Below are 19931 nucleotides of genomic sequence, written 5' to 3'. Positions count from 1 at the left end.
TGAAATATAGACTTTTTTTGATTTGCCTCCTGTATGGATTTCACTCAAAAAATAATTATTTTATATAATTCAGGTAAATACTTCCTTTTAGTAATATTGATGCTGGTGCGACCACTGAGGAATCTTTACAATTCACGCCCGTTTTTTCTTAGAGGAGCGCAACGTGGAAAGGTTTGATGCCATTATTATAGGCGCTGGTGCGGCGGGTATGTTCTGTTCTGCGCTGGCAGGTCAGGCAGGACGCCGGGTTCTGCTGATCGATAATGGTAAAAAACCAGGGCGCAAAATCCTTATGTCTGGCGGTGGGCGCTGCAACTTTACCAACCTTTATGTCGAACCGGGCGCTTATCTGAGCCAGAATCCGCATTTTTGTAAGTCAGCACTCGCGCGTTTTACCCAGTGGGATTTCATTGATCTGGTCAATAAACACGGCATCACCTGGCACGAGAAAACGTTAGGGCAACTCTTCTGCGATGACTCCGCGCAGCAGATTGTCGACATGCTGGTGGATGAGTGCGAGAAGGGCAATGTGGCCTTCAGATTGCGTAGCGAAGTGCTGAGCGTGGCGAAGGATGAAACAGGCTTCACGCTTGAACTGAACGGCATGACTGTCGGTTGCGAAAAGCTGGTCATCGCGACCGGTGGACTGTCAATGCCGGGGCTGGGCGCGTCGCCGTTTGGTTATAAGATTGCCGAACAATTTGGCCTCAACGTGCTGCCGACCCGCGCGGGCCTGGTGCCATTCACTCTGCATAAACCGTTGCTCGAAGAGTTACAGGTGCTGGCGGGCGTGGCGGTGCCTTCCGTGATTACCGCTGAAAACGGCACCGTTTTCCGTGAGAACTTACTCTTCACCCACCGCGGCTTATCTGGACCGGCGGTGTTGCAAATTTCCAGCTACTGGCAACCGGGTGAATTTGTCAGTATCAATCTGCTACCGGATGTGGACCTCGAAACCTTCCTGAATGAGCAGCGTAATGCACATCCGAATCAGAGCCTGAAAAACACACTGGCGGTTCATCTACCGAAGCGGTTGGTTGAACGTTTACAACAACTCGGGCAAATCCCGGATGTCTCGCTAAAACAGCTCAACGTGCGTGACCAACAGGCACTGATTAGCACATTGACCGACTGGCGCGTACAACCCAACGGCACTGAAGGCTATCGCACTGCCGAAGTGACGCTCGGCGGCGTGGACACCAACGAACTCTCTTCACGGACGATGGAAGCGCGCAAAGTGCCTGGGCTGTACTTCATCGGCGAAGTGATGGACGTCACCGGCTGGCTGGGGGGCTATAACTTCCAGTGGGCGTGGTCGAGTGCATGGGCTTGTGCGCAGGATTTGATTGCAGCGAAGTCGTCCTGAGCTATTTCCTAAAGATGAAAATTATTAGAGTCGCATTAAAAATGAGCTAATTTTGATAGTGGTTATCTTGTGATTATTTTCTAATGAGCCTGTGAACTGAGACCCTCCATGCTTAATATAAGGTGGAGGGAAAGGTGATTAAAACTCCCCCAGTGGCCAGATCTTTATAAAATATGAACAGGTTGAAAAAAACAGTAACTTTGCTGTTTTTTATACTTAACCACTATGCATTAATGCTGCGTTATTTCATTCTACCTAAGAAAAACCAGCGTTACGCAAATGGTCAACGCTGGTTTTATCCGGTACGTTGCAATTATTTTTTAGCAGAACCCGCTTCTAATATTGAAACGATTGAGAACAACGTAAAGCATACCGCTCCCAAACCGACCAGAACCCGCGAAGGAATAAAATATCCCATATCGGTCTGCGCCATTTCCGCAAGAAACGATGCCAGGAAAAGGCAAAACAGGCAGGTGAAGACGGGAATCATCGGTATTCTGTTGGCTAACGAACAGGTACGTCTCCAGACCAGTGCCAGTAGCCAGACTTTTGAGAATATGCTGTAACAGATCATTCCGAGGCAAATGAGGATAATGCCGGGAGCCAGTCGGGCGCTTGCATCGGAGCTGACTAACACGTATATGCCCTGCAGCACCGTGATTGAGCCGAGAATAATAACCCAATAACACCACAGCCAGTGCTCTTTGGATGAGAACGTATTACGTGTTTGATGGACGATTGTGGCAACAAGGCCAATTAGACAGGCACAGATTGCGGTTAACCCAAGCAATACGTGACCGGCGACATAATGCGGAGTTATGTCGGCACTACGTAACAGCGTAATAGACCAAATGAAACCGAGCAGGGTGAGTAAAACGGGAACGGCAATGAGGCAATTACCGATTAATGACGAATAAGCCTGTACCGGTGTTCCATCGCTCTTGCTCCCTGCTGCGTTTTTGGGAATGAGCAGAAAGTGACCGGATGACGCTGCCACTGTCGATACACAGGCGGCAATCATACCAACGCCAAAAATAACATGGCCGGCAACAAACTCGTCTGCCATCACATCATTGCCTGCTAACAGTGCCCAGCCCCATATCATGGTGATAATTGACCCCGCATAGCCAATAATGGGGAACAATGTATTGTAAAACGTATTAACGCCGCGCGTGAGCTGCGAAATGATAATAAATGCGGTAGTGAATAATGCCAGGCATATGGCTGCCAGAGAAATCAGCACATGACCCGCGACGAAATACTCACTTTGCCCAGAACTTTCCAGCACAAAGCCACCTAACGCGATACAAATTAAGCCCATAATCAAAGGGATTAATTTGAAAAGCCACCCGATATATATGTTCACTTTAAACTCCTCAGGTATCCCTGCTAATATTGAAATGTGCATTAATGATAATTTCAGCCTGTTAATATAATGACGAGATATCATTAAAGACAAATGCATAGCATAACTATAGCGGGATTTACTTTGCAGAGCGCTACTTTTCAGCGTTCAAAAGGCCATGGTAAATAAATATTTATCCTAAGATTAATTCTTATTCTGTTGTTTTTTACAATTATCTTCCAGGGAGGGATTCTTTTTCATTATTTGGTAAAAGACCGGATAGTATCGGTGCTTAAAATCAGCGAACATATACGCATTATTGCTTTATATCGTCGAAAATATGTCTTTCAGACATGTATTATTTATTTTGTTACAAACAAGTCAAAAATATCACAGGTTATTTATGAAAGCAATTCACAATCAGATTATAAACATCTCTTCAAGCCATCAAGATAAGCATTCAGATAAAGTTAACGGTCATCAACACCATGGCAAGGTTGATAAAAAACATCGTGCAAAGATAGTTGAAATTGATAAGCTGAATAAACATTCGCAAATAGATAACGATTTTGGCCTGCATATCATCTATTTCCTGCAACATGGTCACTGGAAGGTAAATGATCGTAGTCACCAGATGGAGAAAGTATGGTTTTACAATAGTGAACCTTCTATAGATATTCAAGAATATAATAGATTCGCCGACAATACTACTGACACGTTTATCTTTACAATTATACCAGACAATAAGCATGTGTTAAAATTATCGTCTCCCATTACCGTTACTGTTGAGTGTAAGGGCGGTTATTATTTTATTAATTCCTCTGGAGATAAATCAGATGTAATTTATAAAGTTGATGGGCTTTCTATCATAGCGAGAAATTTCTTTACTCTTCTTAGTGGTAATTTCAAACCTGACTGGCGTTGGGATGTCTCTAAAGAGACGTTTACTAAGGAAAAGTTTGATAGCTATGTTAAATCTGTTTTTTCAAAAATAGACTTTTATAAACAGTGTGGTGTGATTAACCCACAAAATGCCAACACGGCTTATTTTGGCGATACAGATGGAAGAGTAGGCGCTGTACTTTATGCATTGCTCGTTTCAGGGCATATAGGCATCATGGAAAAGGGTTGGAGTTTATTATGTGAATTATTAAAACACGAAGACATGGCTTCATTTGAATACAAACATAAAAATAATAAAGTGCTCTACGATTTATTAAATACGAGAGACATGATCTTGAATGAGTTGCATCAACATGTTTTTTTAAAGGACGATGCGATAACCCCTTGTATCTTCCTTGGGGATCATACAGGCGATAGATTTAGTACTATTTTTGGTGATAAATATATCCTTACTTTGCTAAATTCTATGCGAAATATGGAGGATAATAAAGATAGCCGTATTAATAAAAATGTCGTCGTTCTGGCTGGAAATCATGAAATCAATTTTAATGGTAACTATACTGCACGATTAGCAAATCATAAACTCTCTGCCGGTGATACGTATAACTTAATTAAAACGCTCGATGTTTGTAATTATGACTCAGAAAGGCAAGTTTTAACCAGTCATCACGGAATAATAAGAGATGAAGAAAAAAATGTTATTGTCTCGGTGCTTTGCAGGTTCCATTTAATCAGATGAAAAATCCTACTGATCCTGAAGAATTAGCCAATATTTTTAATAAAAAACATAAAGAACACATGGATGATCCTCTATTCCATCTAATCCGAAGCAATACTTTGAAACCCACACCTGTATATGCTAATTATTTTGATAACACTACTGATTTCAGACCAACACGTGAACGTATCTTCATATGTGGGGAGACACTCAAAGGTGAAGACCCCAGCAAATACATTAGACAAAAATATGGGCATCATGGGCTCGGGGTAGATCAGAATCAACAATTTGATAATGGTATTATGGGGCTAAATTCCCTGAAGGAAGCACGTGATAAAAATAATAAAATAATTTATTCCTCAGGGCTTAGTTGTTTTCAATCTCATTAAAACTCCATGAATACGGTGGTATGTCTTTTTAATCCTGCCAGTATTTCATAGGTTTTCTTAATCGATTGTAGAGGCATGTTCTGATGACGCCTCTACAATCTTTAGGGACTTTCTCTGCTATGAGATAAGAAATTTCATATTATGATTTAAGGCTGAATGATTTGTGCAAAATATAATTATTTTTCCATCGAACATGAGGTGTATGTCATAAGATTAAATGTTAACTATGCATTCCTCGCGGTGAATTATATGAGGTAAAAGATGAAAATTGGAACTGTGGCAGGCACTAACGACAGTACAACGACAATCGCAACAAATGATATGGTGCAAGAGCATGTTACCAACTTCACTAAAGAACTGTTTGGGTATATTGCAAATGGGATAGGTGATGATATATCAAGTATTGCCAGGACAATGCTCGGTGAAGTTGTGGAAAAAATTGATGATTGGCAAATAGAACGTTTCCAACAATCTATTCAAGATGACAAAATTTCATTTACCATACAAACGAATCATTCAGAAAAATATAGTATGCTATCGGGCATGCGCGCTCATATTCTGCGTAGGAATAACTGTTATCAGTTTATTGTGACAATTAATAGTAAAAATTACGGTTGCCCTCTTGATAATACCGATATTAATTGGTGCAGCATTGTTTATTTACTTAATAATATGACAGTAAATGATGATGCTAATGATGTTGCAGTTACTGAGTCGTACAAACCCGTCTGGGACTGGAAAATATCGCAATACAATGTATCAGATATTAAATTCGAAACAATAATAAAACCCCAGTTCGCTGACAGAACCTATTTCTCCAATTGTTCACCTGTTGATCCCACAAGTACCAGACCAACCTATTTTGGCGATACCGATGGCTCAGTTGGTGCAGTTTTGTACGCGCTTTTCGCAACGGGGCATTTGGGAGTTATGGCTGAAGGAGAAAATTTCCTTAGCCAGTTGCTTAATATAGAAGATGAAGTTCTCAACGTATTGCTAAGGGAGAACTTTAATGAGCAACTTGACACTAATGTTAATACAATAATCAGTATTCTGAACAGAAGAGATATAGTTTTAGAAAGTCTTCAGCCTTATTTAGTTATTAATAAAGACGCTGTGACGCCATGTACGTTTCTTGGCGACCAAACCGGCGATCGATTTAGTAATATCTGTGGCGATCAATTTATCATCGATTTGTTAAAACGTATAATGAGTATCAATGAAAACGTTCATGTATTAGCTGGAAATCATGAAACGAATTGCAATGGTAACTATATGCAGAACTTCACGCGTATGAAACCACTTGATGAGGATACCTACGCTGGGATAAAAGATTATCCTGTATGTTTCTATGACCCCAAATACAAAATAATGGCAAATCATCATGGGATAACTTTTGATGATCAGCGAAAACGTTACATTATAGGACCGATAACAGTCTCTATTGATGAAATGACCAATGCTCTCGATCCGGTCGAATTAGCGGCAATTATTAATAAAAAGCACCATACTATAATTAATGGTAAAAAGTTTAAAACTAGCCGGGCTATCTCTTGTCGATCCTTTAATCGTTATTTTTCTGTTTCGACAGATTACAGACCTAAACTTGAAGCACTATTAGCATGCTCACAAATGTTAGGTATAAATCAAGTTGTTGCACATAACGGAAATGGTGGGAGAGAACGCATAGGTGAAACGGGGACAGTTTTAGGTCTTAACGCCCGTGACAGTAAACATGCTGGAAGAATGTTCAGCATGCATAATTGCCAAATTAACCCTGGTGCAGGGCCTGAGATAACCACTCCCTGGAAGTCTTACCAGCATGAAAAAAACAGAAATGGACTTATGCCTTTGATTAGAAGGCGCACAATGTTACAGCTCTGAACCATAGACAACATGAATATTAATGTTACTATCTGGTTGAGACTGTTGATAAAACGTAAAAAGGAATGCTCTGTTCCTGCAACTGAACAGGCGTGAAACGCTATCCAACAGGATGGATACCGTTTTGTCAGCCAGTTTTATAGATCACACTTATGAGTATGCGTGTTTCATTTACGGCCAGGAATGCTGATGATGACAACATTACTACCCGTTTTCACTAAGCCTTCCCCATTGGCGCTCAATGCTCTGCGCGCTGGTCGTATTTGCCGTTTCCTTCTTATCCCGGATGGAAGAATCCGCTGAACGTCGTTCGGCGGCAGTTGTAACACGCGTCGTTTGTTTACAGGGATTATGGCGGGTCGATTATGGATAAGAGTAAGCGCCATCTGGCATGGTGGGTTGTCGGGTTACTGGCGGTGGCTGCCGTCGTGGCGTGGTGGCTGTTGCGCCCGGCAGGTGTGCCGGAAGGCTTTGCCGTCAGTAATGGGCGCATTGAAGCGACGGAAGTGGATATCGCCAGCAAAATTGCCGGGCGTATCGATACCATTCTGGTGAAAGAAGGCCAGTTTGTTCGCGAAGGCGAAGTGTTGGCGAAGATGGATACTCGCGTGTTGCAGGAGCAGCGACTGGAAGCCATCGCGCAAATCAAAGAAGCGCAAAGCGCCGTTGCCGCCGCGCAGGCTTTGCTGGAGCAACGCCAAAGCGAAACTCGTGCCGCACAGTCGCTGGTTAATCAACGCCAGGCCGAACTGGACTCCGTGGCTAAACGTCATACGCGTTCCCGCTCGCTTGCCCAACGGGGGGCTATTTCTGCGCAACAGCTGGATGACGATCGCGCCGCCGCCGAGAGCGCCCGAGCCGCGCTGGAATCGGCGAAAGCCCAGGTTTCAGCCTCTAAAGCGGCTATAGAAGCGGCACGCACCAATATCATTCAGGCGCAAACTCGCGTCGAAGCCGCGCAAGCCACTGAACGGCGCATTGCCGCAGATATCGATGACAGCGAACTGAAAGCCCCGCGTGACGGACGCGTGCAGTATCAGGTTGCCGAGCCAGGCGAAGTGCTGGCGGCAGGTGGTCGGGTACTGAATATGGTCGATCTCAGCGACGTCTATATGACCTTCTTCCTGCCAACCGAACAGGCGGGCACGCTGAAACTGGGCGGTGAAGCACGGCTGATCCTCGATGCCGCGCCAGATCTGCGTATTCCGGCGACCATCAGTTTTGTCGCCAGCGTCGCCCAGTTCACGCCAAAAACTGTCGAAACCAGCGATGAACGGCTGAAACTAATGTTCCGCGTCAAAGCGCGTATCCCACCGGAATTACTCCAGCAGCATCTGGAATATGTCAAAACCGGTTTGCCGGGCGTAGCGTGGGTGCGGGTGAATGAAGAACTTCCGTGGCCTGACAACCTGGTGGTGAGGTTGCCGCAATGACGCATCTGGAACTGGTTCCCGTCCCGCCTGTCGCGCAACTGGCGGGCGTGAGCCAGCATTATGGAAAAACCGTTGCGCTGAACAATATCACTCTCGATATTCCGGCCCGCTGTATGGTCGGGCTGATTGGCCCGGACGGCGTCGGGAAGTCGAGCTTGTTGTCGTTGATTTCCGGTGCCCGCGTCATTGAGCAGGGCAATGTGATGGTGCTGGGCGGCGATATGCGCGACCCGAAGCATCGCCGCGACGTCTGCCCGCGCATTGCCTGGATGCCGCAGGGGCTGGGCAAAAATCTCTACCACACCTTGTCGGTGTATGAAAACGTCGATTTTTTCGCCCGCCTGTTCGGTCACGACAAAGCGGAGCGGGAAGTGCGAATTAATGAGCTGCTGACCAGCACCGGGTTAGCGCCGTTTCGCGATCGTCCGGCAGGGAAACTCTCCGGCGGGATGAAGCAAAAACTTGGGCTGTGCTGTGCGTTAATCCACGACCCGGAATTGTTGATTCTTGATGAGCCAACAACGGGGGTTGACCCGCTCTCCCGCGCCCAGTTCTGGGATCTGATCGACAGTATTCGCCAGCGGCAGAGCAATATGAGCGTGCTGGTCGCCACCGCCTACATGGAAGAGGCCGAACGCTTCGACTGGCTGGTAGCGATGAATGCCGGAGAAGTGCTGGCAACCGGCAGCGCCGAAGAGCTGCGGCAGCAAACGCAAAGCGCCACGCTGGAAGAAGCATTTATAAATCTGTTACCGCAAGCGCAACGCCAGGCGCATCAGGCGGTAGTGATCCCACCATATCAACCTGAAAACGCAGAGATTGCCATCGAAGCGCGCGATCTGACCATGCGTTTTGGTTCCTTCGTTGCCGTTGATCACGTCAATTTCCGCATTCCACGCGGGGAGATTTTTGGTTTCCTCGGTTCGAACGGCTGCGGTAAATCCACCACCATGAAAATGCTTACCGGACTGTTGCCCGCCAGCGAAGGTGAGGCGTGGTTGTTCGGGCAACCGGTTGATCCAAAAGATATCGATACTCGCCGTCGGGTGGGCTATATGTCGCAGGCGTTTTCGCTCTATAACGAGCTCACCGTGCGGCAAAACCTGGAGTTACATGCCCGTTTGTTTCACATCCCGGAAGCGGAAATTCCCGCGCGAGTGGCTGAAATGAGCGAGCGTTTTAAGCTCAACGACGTTGAAGATGTTCTGCCGGAGTCATTACCGCTCGGCATTCGCCAGCGGCTTTCGCTGGCGGTGGCGGTGATTCATCGCCCGGAGATGTTAATCCTCGATGAGCCTACTTCTGGCGTCGATCCGGTGGCGAGGGATATGTTCTGGCAGTTGATGGTCGATCTCTCGCGCCAGGACAAAGTGACTATCTTCATCTCCACCCACTTTATGAACGAAGCGGAACGTTGCGACCGTATCTCACTGATGCACGCCGGAAAAGTGCTCGCCAGCGGGACACCGCAGGAACTGGTTGAGAAACGCGGATCCGCCAGTCTGGAAGAGGCATTTATCGCCTATTTGCAGGAAGCGGCAGGGCAGAGCAGCGAAGCCGAAGCGCCGCCCGTGGTACACGACGCCACCCACGCGCCGCGTCAGGGATTTAGTCTGCGCCGTCTGTTTAGCTACAGCCGTCGCGAAGCACTGGAACTGCGACGCGATCCGGTACGTTCGACGCTGGCGCTGATGGGAACGGTGATCCTGATGCTGATAATGGGTTACGGCATCAGTATGGATGTGGAAAACCTGCGCTTTGCGGTGCTCGATCGCGACCAGACCGTCAGTAGCCAGGCGTGGACGCTCAATCTCTCCGGTTCCCGTTACTTTATCGAACAGCCGCCGCTCACCAGTTATGACGAGCTTGATCGTCGGATGCGTGCGGGCGATATCACGGTGGCGATTGAGATCCCTCCCAATTTCGGGCGCGATATCGCGCGTGGTACGCCTGTGGAACTCGGTGTCTGGATCGACGGTGCGATGCCCAGTCGTGCCGAAACGGTAAAAGGTTACGTGCAGGCTATGCACCAGAGCTGGCTACAGGATGTGGCGAGCCGACAATCCACACCCTCCAGCCAAAGCGGGCTGATGAACATTGAGACGCGCTATCGCTATAACCCGGACGTAAAAAGCCTGCCAGCGATTGTTCCGGCGGTGATCCCGCTTCTGCTGATGATGATCCCGTCAATGCTAAGCGCCCTTAGCGTGGTGCGGGAAAAAGAGTTGGGGTCGATTATCAACCTTTACGTGACACCCACCACCCGTAGCGAATTTTTGCTTGGCAAACAGCTGCCGTACATTGCGCTGGGGATGCTGAACTTTTTCCTGCTCTGCGGCCTGTCGGTGTTTGTGTTTGGCGTACCGCATAAAGGCAGTTTCCTGACGCTCACCCTGGCGGCGCTGCTGTATATCATCATTGCCACCGGAATGGGGCTGCTGATCTCCACCTTTATGAAAAGCCAGATTGCCGCCATTTTCGGTACGGCGATTATCACGTTGATCCCGGCGACACAGTTTTCCGGGATGATCGATCCGGTAGCTTCGCTGGAAGGTCCAGGACGTTGGATCGGCGAGGTTTACCCCACCAGTCATTTTCTGACTATTGCCCGCGGGACGTTCTCGAAAGCGCTGGATCTGACTGATTTGTGGCAACTTTTTATCCCGTTGCTGATAGCCATCCCGCTGGTGATGGGCTTAAGCATCCTGCTGCTGAAAAAACAGGAGGGATGATGCGCCATTTACGCAATATTTTTAATCTGGGTATCAAAGAGTTGCGCAGTCTGCTCGGTGATAAAGCGATGCTGACGTTGATTGTTTTCTCGTTTACGGTATCGGTGTATTCGTCAGCGACCGTCACGCCAGGATCGTTGAACCTCGCGCCGATCGCCATAGCCGATATGGATCAATCGCAGTTGTCGAACCGGATCGTTAACAGCTTCTATCGCCCGTGGTTTTTGCCACCGGAGATGATCACCGCCGATGAGATGGATGCCGGACTGGACGCCGGACGCTATACCTTCGCGATAAATATTCCGCCTAATTTTCAGCGTGATGTCCTCGCCGGACGCCAGCCGGATATTCAGGTGAACGTCGATGCCACGCGCATGAGCCAGGCATTCACTGGCAACGGTTATATCCAGAATATTATCAACGGTGAAGTGAACAGCTTTGTCGCGCGCTACCGTGATAATAGCGAACCGTTGGTATCGCTGGAAACCCGGATGCGCTTTAACCCGAACCTCGATCCCGCGTGGTTTGGCGGGGTGATGGCGATCATCAACAACATTACCATGCTGGCGATTGTATTGACCGGATCGGCGCTGATCCGCGAGCGTGAACACGGCACGGTGGAACACTTACTGGTGATGCCGATAACACCGTTTGAGATCATGATGGCGAAGGTCTGGTCGATGGGGCTGGTGGTGCTGGTGGTATCGGGATTATCGCTGGTGCTGATGGTAAAAGGCGTGCTGGGCGTACCGATTGAAGGCTCGATCCCGCTATTTATGCTTGGCGTGGCGCTCAGTCTGTTTGCCACTACGTCGATCGGCATTTTTATGGGGACGATAGCGCGTTCAATGCCGCAACTGGGGCTGCTGGTGATTCTGGTGCTGCTGCCGCTGCAAATGCTTTCCGGTGGTTCCACGCCGCGCGAAAGTATGCCGCAGATGGTGCAGGACATTATGCTGACCATGCCGACGACACACTTTGTTAGCCTCGCGCAGGCCATCCTCTACCGTGGTGCCGGATTCGAAATCGTCTGGCCGAAGTTCCTGACGCTGATGGCAATTGGCGGCGCATTTTTCACTATCGCGCTGCTGCGATTCAGGAAGACGATTGGGACAATGGCGTAAGGAAGCGAAACTTGACTTCATATTGTGATGTCATACTATTGATGTCATAAAGTGAAGTCATAAGGACATGCCATGAGAACCAAGGTACAGGCTTTACGGAAGAAAAAAAAATACATTGGATCAAATATTTAAAACTCCTGTTCCTCAAGGGATCAAGTGGTCTGATATAGAGTCACTGGTTAAAGCATTAGGCGGAGAAATTAAGGAAGGAAGAGGTTCGCGTTGTAAGTTCATACTAAATATGAGCGTTGCGTGTTTCCATCGGCCTCATCCGTCGCCAGATACCGATAAAGGCGCTGTAGAAAGCGTTCGTGACTGGTTACTAAGTATAGGGGTAAAACCATGATCAAACTGAAGACGCCAAACTCTATGGAGATTGCCGGGCAACCTGCTGTTATCACTTACGTGCCAGAACTGAATGCATTTCGTGGCAAATTCCTGGGCTTGTCAGGTTATTGTGATTTTGTCTCTGACAGCATTCAGGGGCTGCAAAAAGAAGGGGAGCTTTCCCTGCGAGAGTATCTTGAGGATTGTAAAGCTGCGGGTATTGAGCCGTATGCGCGTACAGAAAAGATTAAGACTTTTACATTACGCTATCCAGAATCGCTGAGTGAACGCCTTACTAATGCGGCTGCGCAGCAACAAGTCTCTGTAAATACTTATATTATTGAAACGCTAAATGAGCGTTTGAATCATTTATAAATTTTAGCGGCGTACATTACGCAGAATATCTGCCTTTACAGGATCTATCTATGCAACTGAACTTAATTTTATAAATTAAGTTCAGTTAATATCTTTTCTTTCCTCGTTTTAGAAATAACTCAATCTTCCTTCGGCAGGCACTGCAAATGCCCGTGCCGCACGCCGCGCTGGGCGATGACGTCATCGGCAAAATGCTGCACGTCGCCCATGTCACCTTTCAACACGGCGATTTCCAGACAGTCGTCGTGATTAATGTGCACATGCAGAGTAGCAACCGAGAGATCGTGGTGATGATGCTGGGTGGAGACAATACGGCTGGCTAAGTCGCGTTTTTCGTGTTCATACACATACGACAGCACCGCGAAACCTTGTGTGCCGTGCTGCTGGGTAGCTTCCTGCGCCAGGGCGCTACGCAGAATATCGCGGATAGCTTCGGAACGGTTGTTATAGCCACGACGCTGGCTCAGGCTGTCCAGCGTCTCCAGTAAATCGTCATCAAGCGTGATGGTGACTCGTTGCATTTGCGTTAAACCTTTTTTGTGGTGCGACGGCGCACGGGGAATGCGGGTAATACCGCGTTTTGTAGCACACGTCCGGCGTCAGAGGAAAAGGTTAATTTCTCTCCCACCGCCTGGGTTTCGACGATTTGTCCGTTGTCCATCACCATCACCCGCTGGCAAAAGCGTTCTACAAGACGTAAGTCGTGGGTGATGAACAGGCAGGCGGTGCCAAACTGTTGTTGCAGCTTTTTCAGCAGGCGAATGACGCCCGCCTGTAACACGAGATCAAGGTTAGAAACGGCTTCATCCAGAATCAGCAGTTTCGGTTCGACCGCCAGCGCGCGAGCCAGGCAGACGCGCTGGAGCTGGCCGCCGCTTAACTGCGGTGGGCGCTTGTCGAGAACGCTGTCATCGAGATCGACCGCCTTCAGCATTTCGCTGGCGCGCGCCAGTTGTTCGGCTTTTTTCAGCGATAGCAGGTGGCGCATCGGTTCACGCAGGATCTCGCGCACGGTTTTGCGCGGATTCACGGCGCTGATGGAGTCCTGAAATACCATCTGAATATCGCGGCGGAACGCTTTACGCTGGGCGCGATTGAGCTTTGCCAACGGTTCGCCGCGCCAGTTGATATTCCCTTGTGAGGGCGATTCTAAACCTACCAATAGCCGCGCGAGGGTGCTTTTTCCGCAGCCGCTGCGCCCCAGCAGGGCGACGGTTTCACCGCTTTTCAGAGTCAGGGAAACGTTATTCAGCACCGCCTGATGCTGATGTTTTCCGCTAAATCCACCGTGCGCATAGTGATGTGAAAGGTCGCAGACGTTAAGTAAAGTCATGATGCCAGCTCCATACCGTAGAGGGCGAGATGAGCGGAAACCAGGCTGCGCGTTACCGCATGTTTGGGGGCATTAAACAGCGTTTCGACATCGCCCTGTTCGACAATTTTACCGTGTGACATCACCGCCACGTCATCCGCCAGACGCGCCACAACGCCCATATCATGGGTCACCAGCAGCATTCCCGGCGCTTGTTTTTGCATAATGCTTTCCAGCAGATCGAGGATGCGCGCCTGTGCTACCACGTCGAGATCGGTGGTCGGTTCATCGGCGATGATAAACGGCGATTCACACAACACCGCCATCGCAATCATCATGCGCTGCAACATGCCGCCGCTCATCTCGAACGGGTACAGCTTCAACACGCGCGCGGCGTTTTCCAACCCCACCGCTTCTATGGCAGCGGTAAGCGTAGCGTCATCGGCGGGTTTCCCCAGCGCCAGGCAGGTTTCACGCGCGTGGGTGTGCATGGTGTGTAGCGGATTAAAGGCGCTGCGCGGGTTCTGCATGATGGTGGCAATTTTGATGCCGCGCAGGGCACAGGGAGAAACAGGTTTGCCATCGGCTAAAATTTCCCCCGCCGTCTGGCGAACGCCTGCGGGCAGAATGCCCAGCGTCGCGGCGCAGGTCAGTGATTTCCCGCTGCCGCTACCGCCGACTAACGCCAGCACACGCCCGCGTTTAAGGGTTAACGATACGCCGTGCACCAGCGGCTGCGCGGCCTGTAGCGCGATATCGCGCAGTTCAATCTGTTGCGGCATTAGTGTGCGTGCTCCGTCACCAGATGAGGATCCAGATGATCGCGCAGTGCGTCACCCACCAGGTTAAAGGCCATCACGCTGATAAACAGCGCCAGCCCCGGCCAGAACATTTGCAGCGGCTGGGTCCAGATATACTGACGCGCGTCGTTAATCATCACGCCCCATTCGGCGGTCGGCGCGGTCACGCCGAGGCCGAGGAAGGACATCCCCGCGACGTGCAGCATCATATGACCAATATCCAGCGTCGCCAGCACCAGCAGCGAAGGGATCACCGCACCTGCCAGATGATCAACAAACACCCGCACATGGCCCGCGCCAGAAAGCCGTGACGCCAGTACAAACTCGCGCTGGCGTAGCGAAATCACCAGGCTGCGCACCATGCGCGCATACCACGCCCAGTGCGACAGGGCGATGGCGATAATCACGTTGGTCAACCCGGTGCCGAGTACGCCGACCATAAAGAACGACAGAATCGAAGTCGGGAAGGTCATAAACATATCCGCGACGCGCATGGTGGCCTGATCAACGCGCCCGCCAATCAGCCCGGCGCTGCCGCCAATAACTAGCCCTAATGTCAGCACCAGCAGCAGGCAGGCCATTACCGAGCCGAGCGACACGCGGGTCGCCGCCATCAGCCGCGAGAAAATATCGCGCCCTAAATGATCGGTACCCAGCCAGTGCTGCGCATCCGGTGAAAGCAGGCGCGACGGCAGATCAATCGCCTGTGGGTCATACGGCAGCCACCACTGGCTGGTGAGCGCAATCAGCGCCAGCAGGGCGATAATGATCAGCGCCAGGCGTACCGACCAGCGGGAAGAGAGGAAAAAGTTCACGCGTGGGCTCCTTCATGACGACGAATGCGCGGGTCCAGCGCGGCGTTGAGCAAATCAACAATCAAATTACAGACCACAAAAACCACCACCATCATCAGCGTAAAGCACTGGATCACCGGATAGTCACGGTTAAAAATCGCCGACACCGCATAGCGCCCGACGCCCGGCCAGGCAAAGATGTTTTCGATAATCATCGTCCCGCCAATCAGTTCGCCGATGTGCATCCCCACGGCGGTGATCATCGGCAGCGAGGCATTGCGCAGAATATGACGACGCTCGGTCTGTTTGTCATTCAGGCCGCGTAGCCGCGCCCAGGTGACGTGACGCTGACCGGCGACGTCCAGCATACTGGCGCGCAGTAGCCGCGCGTTAATCGCCAGCGACATAAAGGCAATGGAAACCGCAGGCAAAATGATGTGCTGCCAGCCGCCGTAGCCCATCGCGGGTAGCCATTGCAGATATACCGAAAACGCCATCACCAGTAAAAACGCCAGCCAGAAGTTAGGCATCGACACGCCGAGAAACGCGATGAAACGGACGGCGAAATCGGGCAAGCGATCGCGGTGGCGTGCCGCCCAGATACCGAGCGGCACGGAGGTGAGCAGAATTAATACCAGCGCCGCACCCGCCAGTTCCAGCGTGGCGGGCAGGAAGTTCAGCATATCGTCCAGCACCGGGCGTTGGCTGGCGAATGAGATACCGAAATCGAGATGCAGCGCCTTCCATAGCCAGGTGCCGTATTGCACGTACAGCGGCTGATCCAGCCCCAGCATGGTGCGGGTAGAGGCCAGCATCTCCGGCGTCGGCGGCAGGTTAGACAGACGCAAATAATCAAGCGCCGGGTCGCCGGTGCCGAGGCGCAGCATCAGAAAAATGATCACCGAGGCGGCGAGCACCATCGGGATCAGCAGCAGAAAGCGGCGTAATACGTAACGCAACATTAAGGTTTCACCGGTTTAATCTGTTCGAACGGAATTTCGGTGGCGATCGGCGCGTAGGGGATGTTACCCAGCTCCGGTTTTGATACCACCATCATCGAGATGTAGCTGATAGGCAGATAAACCGCCTCGTCATGCAGACGGGTCAGAATGTCGCGATACAGCGCCTGACGTTGCGTTTCGTCATGGGTTGCCAGCACTTCGCCGATCTCTTTATCAATCAGCGGCTTGTCGGCTAATCCTTGCTGTGCCTGGAAATCAGCGTGCGACGGTACGCGCATTGAACTCAGGAAGGCGTGTGGATCGTATGGCGCGCCCCAGGTGCGATGGAAAATCATGCCAAAACGACCGTCGCGCTGACGAGCATAGATACTGCTCTCTTCTTCGCCAACCAGTGAGACATCTGCGCCAATCTGGCGCATATCAGCCTGAATGATTTCCGCCATCGATTTGCTTAACGCATCGGTGCCGATGAACGACAGTTCAATGCGCAGCGGCTGACCATTTTTCTCGCGAATGTCTTTGCCCGCAGGCAACGTCCAACCGGCTTTTTCCAGCAACGCTTTCGCTTTCTGCGGATCGTACTGGCGCGGTTTCAGGCCGAGGTTGGCATAGGGCACAGAAGGAGCAAACAGGGTGTCGGCGACCTGCTGGGTGCCATACAACGCGTTATCAATCAGCGATTTTTTGTTTACCGCGTAATTAAGAGCTTCACGTACGGCCAGCTCGTTGGTGGGGGCTTTGGCGGTATTGAGCGCCAGCATCACGGTTTCGATCGGCTGTGACAGTTGAGTGTGGTAAGCCGGGTTCTGGCTAAAGCGGGCGAAGGTATCGAGCGGTAATAACCCTTCGTTTCCGTACAGCAGGTCGATATCGCCAGTTTCAAACGCCACCGCGCGGGTAGTCGGGTCCGGGATCACGTTAAAGGTGATCTTTTTAATCGCCGGCTTTTCGCCCCAGTAGTTTTCGTTACGGACGAAGACATCGTACTGATTCAGTTTCGATTCCTGTAAAACCCACGGCCCGGTGCCAATCGGCGCTTTAATTCCGTTCATGGTTTCGTGGTTTTTAAACTGCGAGGGTGCGATAAAACGGAAAGGACGGGGCAGGGCCAGTTCTTGCAGGAAAGGATAGTAGGCGCTTTTCAGGGTGATTTGCAGCTCGTTTTTGCTGAGTGCTTTGACATCAACAATCTGGTTTGCCAGCTCCAGCCAGGCGTGACGTTGACGGTTATCGAGCACTGCACGGAAGTTTTCTGCCGCCGCCTCTGCATCAAACGGTTCGCCGTTGGAGAATTTCACGTCATCACGCAGGGTGAAGGTCCAGGTTTTACCATCTTCTGAATGAGTCCAGCTTTTTGCCAGCCACGGGATCACCGAACCGTCTGCCTGATATTTCACCAATGGTTCATAAACCATGCTCTGGGCGAACATCTGGTTAGGCGTGTAAAGGTGCGGGTTTAGTGGCCCGACATTCACCGGCCAGGCGGTGGTGATTTCATCTGGTGCAGCGGCATGGACGATAAAAGACGCACAAGCCAGCAGCGCAAATAGAGTGCGGCGGAGTGTAGAGAACATGGTAACCCCAATGGATTAAAATAGATGGCGGAAATAAGTATGACGATTTTAAGTATTCGTCATACTGATTACCTGTTCTGGATCAATAGATGGGCAGTCGGGTGGGCGGATCAGTTAACTGAATCGATCCATTGCACACTGTCGGCGGTGAGCGTAAAGGGGGTAGGGGTGCAGATCGCCAGGCTTAAATTTTCCAGCTGACAATGGCTGACTGACAGCGAGGAGTTATAGGTGCTGTCTACGCTGACGATTTGCCAGGCGCTGCCGCCACGCTGTTTAACGATGGCTTCTTTGCGCGTCCAGATGCGCCAGAACATTTCCAGTTGCTGATCAGGATGCACGGCGTCCATCTCAGCGTGTTCCCCGAGGCTGAACACGGCGTTCGCCAGCCAGCGCCAGTTGGCGCGCGGGCGAATCACTTCGATATCGCAGCCGACTTCGCCTTCATCGCTCAACAGCAGGGCGATATCGTCACCGCTATGGCTTAAGTTGAACCATAGCGGCGTTTCCGGCGCGAATGCAGGTTTGCCTTGTTCGCCATAGATGATCTCCGGTAGCGGGGAAAGCGTGTGCGAAAGCAATGCACGTCCCGCCAGCCAGCGTTCGCGTCGTGGACCTTGCGGTGCTTGCTCGCGTAAACCCGGTGGCAGAGGAGCTGCGCTTAAGGTCGAAACTTTCCCCAGAACTATCCGATACATATCAGGGCCAACGTTTAATGGAAAATGAAAGTGCGTATCGTAACACTTGTCGCCTCATCCCGGTAACCGACTTTTCGGTCTGCCTGGCCCCAGTAAAATCGCCAGTTTGCTGCCGCCTTTGGTGGTTTCCATCCAGATTTTACACACGCTGGTTAATGGCACCGAAAGTAGCATCCCTACCGGGCCGAGCAGCCATCCCCAAATTAACAATGAAAGAAATACCACCATGGTGGACATCCCCAGGCGATGGCCCATCATCCGTGGTTCTAAAATATTGCCGATGACCATATGGACCACTAAAAACAATGCGCCGACCAGAATACATTCGTAAATACCATTAAACAGCAGCACCTGAATCATTGGCGGTACGGCGGAAATTACCGCACCGATATTGGGCACGTAGTTGAGCAAAAACGCCAGTACTGCCCACATCAGCGCAAACTGCACCCCCATCAGCTCCAGCCCCAGCCAGACGATTATGCCTGTCCATAAACTGAGTAGCGTCTTTAACGCCAGATAATGCGAAACGCCTTTAAGTGCGCGGTGTAGTCCGGCGATGTGAATTTGTGGATTATTCAACGCGAAACGCATTTTGTAAGGGACGTGGCGCACTTCAAACAGCATAAAAACTACGGTCATCACTAGCAAAAGCACGCTCGCCATTGCCCCGGAAAGCCCGGTCATTAGCGCCGTGGTGAAGGTAACCACTTTTTCCGAGTCCATCCGCTGCAGTATTCGCTCCGGCGACATATGCAAATTAAGAAAAGGCAACATCTCCTGCAATTTAAAAAGTTTGCGCGTCAGCTCCTTATTAAACTTCGGCAGCATAGAGATAAATTCGTTAAACGATGCCGCCAGTACGCCGACCAGCGCGGTGAGTGCGATCAGCATCACCACAACCACAATCGTAATGGCAACGGGGCGTTGTACCCCCCGACGAATAAACCAGGTGACGAGCGGGTTGAGAACGATGGCAAAAAACAGCGCCAGTAATAGCTGCACAATGATATCTGCCGCTGCGTGAATGCCCGCGAGGATCACTACCAGCGAGGCCAGCTTGAGCAGAATGTGCATGCCCGTTTTATCGGGTTGAGGGGTTTCCATTGGGGCTTCCTTGTGACTTTTTGTATTAAGTGTAGCGGGAGTCACGCCAGCAATATTCTGATTCTTACTGCTGATTTTCACGTCAGCACGT

General features: G+C 50.3%; 16 protein-coding genes and 2 pseudogenes. 9 read left to right on the top strand and 9 right to left on the bottom strand.

Annotated features, from left to right (window positions below):
• Window positions 1–163 precede the first annotated feature (163 nt).
• A complete protein-coding gene (locus tag ACJHXB_RS11990; RefSeq protein WP_000439201.1) occupies window positions 164–1366 on the top strand; it encodes an NAD(P)/FAD-dependent oxidoreductase in 1203 nt (400 codons plus the stop codon).
• 313 nt (window positions 1367–1679) lie between these two features.
• Here ACJHXB_RS11990 and ACJHXB_RS11985 read toward each other — a convergent pair whose 3' ends face one another.
• Window positions 1680–2732 carry a DUF2776 domain-containing protein gene (locus tag ACJHXB_RS11985; protein WP_001028900.1) on the bottom strand — a complete coding sequence of 351 codons (1053 nt, stop codon included), beginning with the start codon at window positions 2730–2732 and terminating at the stop codon, window positions 1680–1682.
• A 382-nt stretch (window positions 2733–3114) separates the two neighbouring features.
• Here ACJHXB_RS11985 and ACJHXB_RS11980 point away from each other — a divergent pair.
• The 8 genes and pseudogenes from ACJHXB_RS11980 (at window position 3115) to ACJHXB_RS11945 (ending at window position 12596) form a co-directional block, all read left to right on the top strand.
• Window positions 3115–4721, top strand: a pseudogene (locus ACJHXB_RS11980) (YhiJ/YhiL family protein).
• A 261-nt stretch (window positions 4722–4982) separates the two neighbouring features.
• The gene (locus ACJHXB_RS11975) at window positions 4983–6605 is read left to right on the top strand and encodes a DUF4049 domain-containing protein (protein ID WP_001604918.1); all 1623 of its coding nucleotides are present in this window, start codon (window positions 4983–4985) and stop codon (window positions 6603–6605) included.
• A 189-nt stretch (window positions 6606–6794) separates the two neighbouring features.
• Window positions 6795–6908, top strand: a complete 114-nt coding sequence (yhiY, locus tag ACJHXB_RS11970) for a protein YhiY (protein WP_001296785.1) — start codon at window positions 6795–6797, stop codon at window positions 6906–6908.
• A gap of 62 nt (window positions 6909–6970) precedes the next feature.
• Entirely contained in the window at window positions 6971–8038 is a 1068-nt protein-coding gene (locus ACJHXB_RS11965; RefSeq protein WP_410233499.1) for an HlyD family secretion protein, read from the top strand.
• The gene (rbbA, locus tag ACJHXB_RS11960; protein WP_000149145.1) at window positions 8035–10770 is read left to right on the top strand and encodes a ribosome-associated ATPase/putative transporter RbbA; all 2736 of its coding nucleotides are present in this window, start codon (window positions 8035–8037) and stop codon (window positions 10768–10770) included. The genes ACJHXB_RS11965 and rbbA overlap by 4 nt, the downstream gene beginning before the upstream one ends.
• Window positions 10770–11894: an ABC transporter permease gene (locus ACJHXB_RS11955; protein ID WP_001469404.1), complete on the top strand. Its 1125-nt coding sequence runs from the start codon at window positions 10770–10772 to the stop codon at window positions 11892–11894. The genes rbbA and ACJHXB_RS11955 overlap by 1 nt, the downstream gene beginning before the upstream one ends.
• A 72-nt stretch (window positions 11895–11966) precedes the next feature.
• Window positions 11967–12240: pseudogene (locus ACJHXB_RS11950) on the top strand (type II toxin-antitoxin system HicA family toxin).
• Window positions 12237–12596 carry a type II toxin-antitoxin system HicB family antitoxin gene (locus ACJHXB_RS11945; RefSeq protein ID WP_000593557.1) on the top strand — a complete coding sequence of 120 codons (360 nt, stop codon included), beginning with the start codon at window positions 12237–12239 and terminating at the stop codon, window positions 12594–12596. The pseudogene ACJHXB_RS11950 and the gene ACJHXB_RS11945 overlap by 4 nt, the downstream one beginning before the upstream one ends.
• Before the next feature lie 119 nt (window positions 12597–12715).
• Here the strand turns inward: ACJHXB_RS11945 and nikR are convergent, their stop codons facing one another.
• The 8 genes from nikR to ACJHXB_RS11905 form a co-directional block, all read right to left on the bottom strand.
• Window positions 12716–13117, bottom strand: coding sequence for a nickel-responsive transcriptional regulator NikR (gene nikR / locus ACJHXB_RS11940; RefSeq protein WP_001190062.1), 402 nt, complete (start codon window positions 13115–13117; stop codon window positions 12716–12718).
• A 5-nt stretch (window positions 13118–13122) separates the two neighbouring features.
• Complete coding sequence (gene nikE, locus ACJHXB_RS11935; protein WP_000173651.1) at window positions 13123–13929, bottom strand: nickel import ATP-binding protein NikE; 807 nt, start codon at window positions 13927–13929, stop codon at window positions 13123–13125.
• The gene (gene nikD, locus ACJHXB_RS11930) at window positions 13926–14690 is read right to left on the bottom strand and encodes a nickel import ATP-binding protein NikD (RefSeq protein ID WP_001136197.1); all 765 of its coding nucleotides are present in this window, start codon (window positions 14688–14690) and stop codon (window positions 13926–13928) included. Before nikD ends, nikE begins: the two co-directional genes overlap by 4 nt.
• The gene (gene nikC / locus ACJHXB_RS11925) at window positions 14690–15523 is read right to left on the bottom strand and encodes a nickel ABC transporter permease subunit NikC (RefSeq protein ID WP_001008963.1); all 834 of its coding nucleotides are present in this window, start codon (window positions 15521–15523) and stop codon (window positions 14690–14692) included. Before nikC ends, nikD begins: the two co-directional genes overlap by 1 nt.
• Complete coding sequence (gene nikB, locus ACJHXB_RS11920) at window positions 15520–16464, bottom strand: nickel ABC transporter permease subunit NikB (protein WP_000947068.1); 945 nt, start codon at window positions 16462–16464, stop codon at window positions 15520–15522. Before nikB ends, nikC begins: the two co-directional genes overlap by 4 nt.
• Window positions 16464–18038 carry a nickel ABC transporter substrate-binding protein gene (gene nikA / locus ACJHXB_RS11915; RefSeq protein WP_000493125.1) on the bottom strand — a complete coding sequence of 525 codons (1575 nt, stop codon included), beginning with the start codon at window positions 18036–18038 and terminating at the stop codon, window positions 16464–16466. The genes nikB and nikA overlap by 1 nt, the downstream gene beginning before the upstream one ends.
• A 110-nt stretch (window positions 18039–18148) precedes the next feature.
• Window positions 18149–18736, bottom strand: a complete 588-nt coding sequence (gene acpT, locus ACJHXB_RS11910) for a 4'-phosphopantetheinyl transferase AcpT (RefSeq protein WP_000285789.1) — start codon at window positions 18734–18736, stop codon at window positions 18149–18151.
• A gap of 54 nt (window positions 18737–18790) precedes the next feature.
• Complete coding sequence (locus tag ACJHXB_RS11905) at window positions 18791–19840, bottom strand: AI-2E family transporter (RefSeq protein ID WP_001314208.1); 1050 nt, start codon at window positions 19838–19840, stop codon at window positions 18791–18793.
• Between the last annotated feature and the right edge of the window lie 91 nt (window positions 19841–19931).

Source organism: Escherichia sp. WS3227_2 (genome assembly GCF_046486495.1).
In the GTDB taxonomy this organism is placed as follows: Bacteria; Pseudomonadota; Gammaproteobacteria; order Enterobacterales; family Enterobacteriaceae; genus Escherichia; species Escherichia coli.
This window is presented reverse-complemented; position numbering and strand designations above follow the sequence as displayed.

Bases quoted from the DNA above. Each gene is read 5' to 3' on its own strand.
- ACJHXB_RS11975 (WP_001604918.1), top strand. From the start codon at position 4,983: ATGAAAATTGGAACTGTGGCAGGCACTAACGACAGTACAACGACAATC.
- yhiY (WP_001296785.1), top strand. From the start codon at position 6,795: ATGATGACAACATTACTACCCGTTTTCACTAAGCCTTCCCCATTGGCG.
- ACJHXB_RS11965 (WP_410233499.1), top strand. From the start codon at position 6,971: ATGGATAAGAGTAAGCGCCATCTGGCATGGTGGGTTGTCGGGTTACTG.
- rbbA (WP_000149145.1), top strand. From the start codon at position 8,035: ATGACGCATCTGGAACTGGTTCCCGTCCCGCCTGTCGCGCAACTGGCG.
- ACJHXB_RS11955 (WP_001469404.1), top strand. From the start codon at position 10,770: ATGCGCCATTTACGCAATATTTTTAATCTGGGTATCAAAGAGTTGCGC.
- ACJHXB_RS11945 (WP_000593557.1), top strand. From the start codon at position 12,237: ATGATCAAACTGAAGACGCCAAACTCTATGGAGATTGCCGGGCAACCT.
- nikR (WP_001190062.1), bottom strand. From the start codon at position 13,117: ATGCAACGAGTCACCATCACGCTTGATGACGATTTACTGGAGACGCTG.
- nikE (WP_000173651.1), bottom strand. From the start codon at position 13,929: ATGACTTTACTTAACGTCTGCGACCTTTCACATCACTATGCGCACGGT.
- nikD (WP_001136197.1), bottom strand. From the start codon at position 14,690: ATGCCGCAACAGATTGAACTGCGCGATATCGCGCTACAGGCCGCGCAG.
- nikB (WP_000947068.1), bottom strand. From the start codon at position 16,464: ATGTTGCGTTACGTATTACGCCGCTTTCTGCTGCTGATCCCGATGGTG.
- nikA (WP_000493125.1), bottom strand. From the start codon at position 18,038: ATGTTCTCTACACTCCGCCGCACTCTATTTGCGCTGCTGGCTTGTGCG.
- acpT (WP_000285789.1), bottom strand. From the start codon at position 18,736: ATGTATCGGATAGTTCTGGGGAAAGTTTCGACCTTAAGCGCAGCTCCT.
- ACJHXB_RS11905 (WP_001314208.1), bottom strand. From the start codon at position 19,840: ATGGAAACCCCTCAACCCGATAAAACGGGCATGCACATTCTGCTCAAG.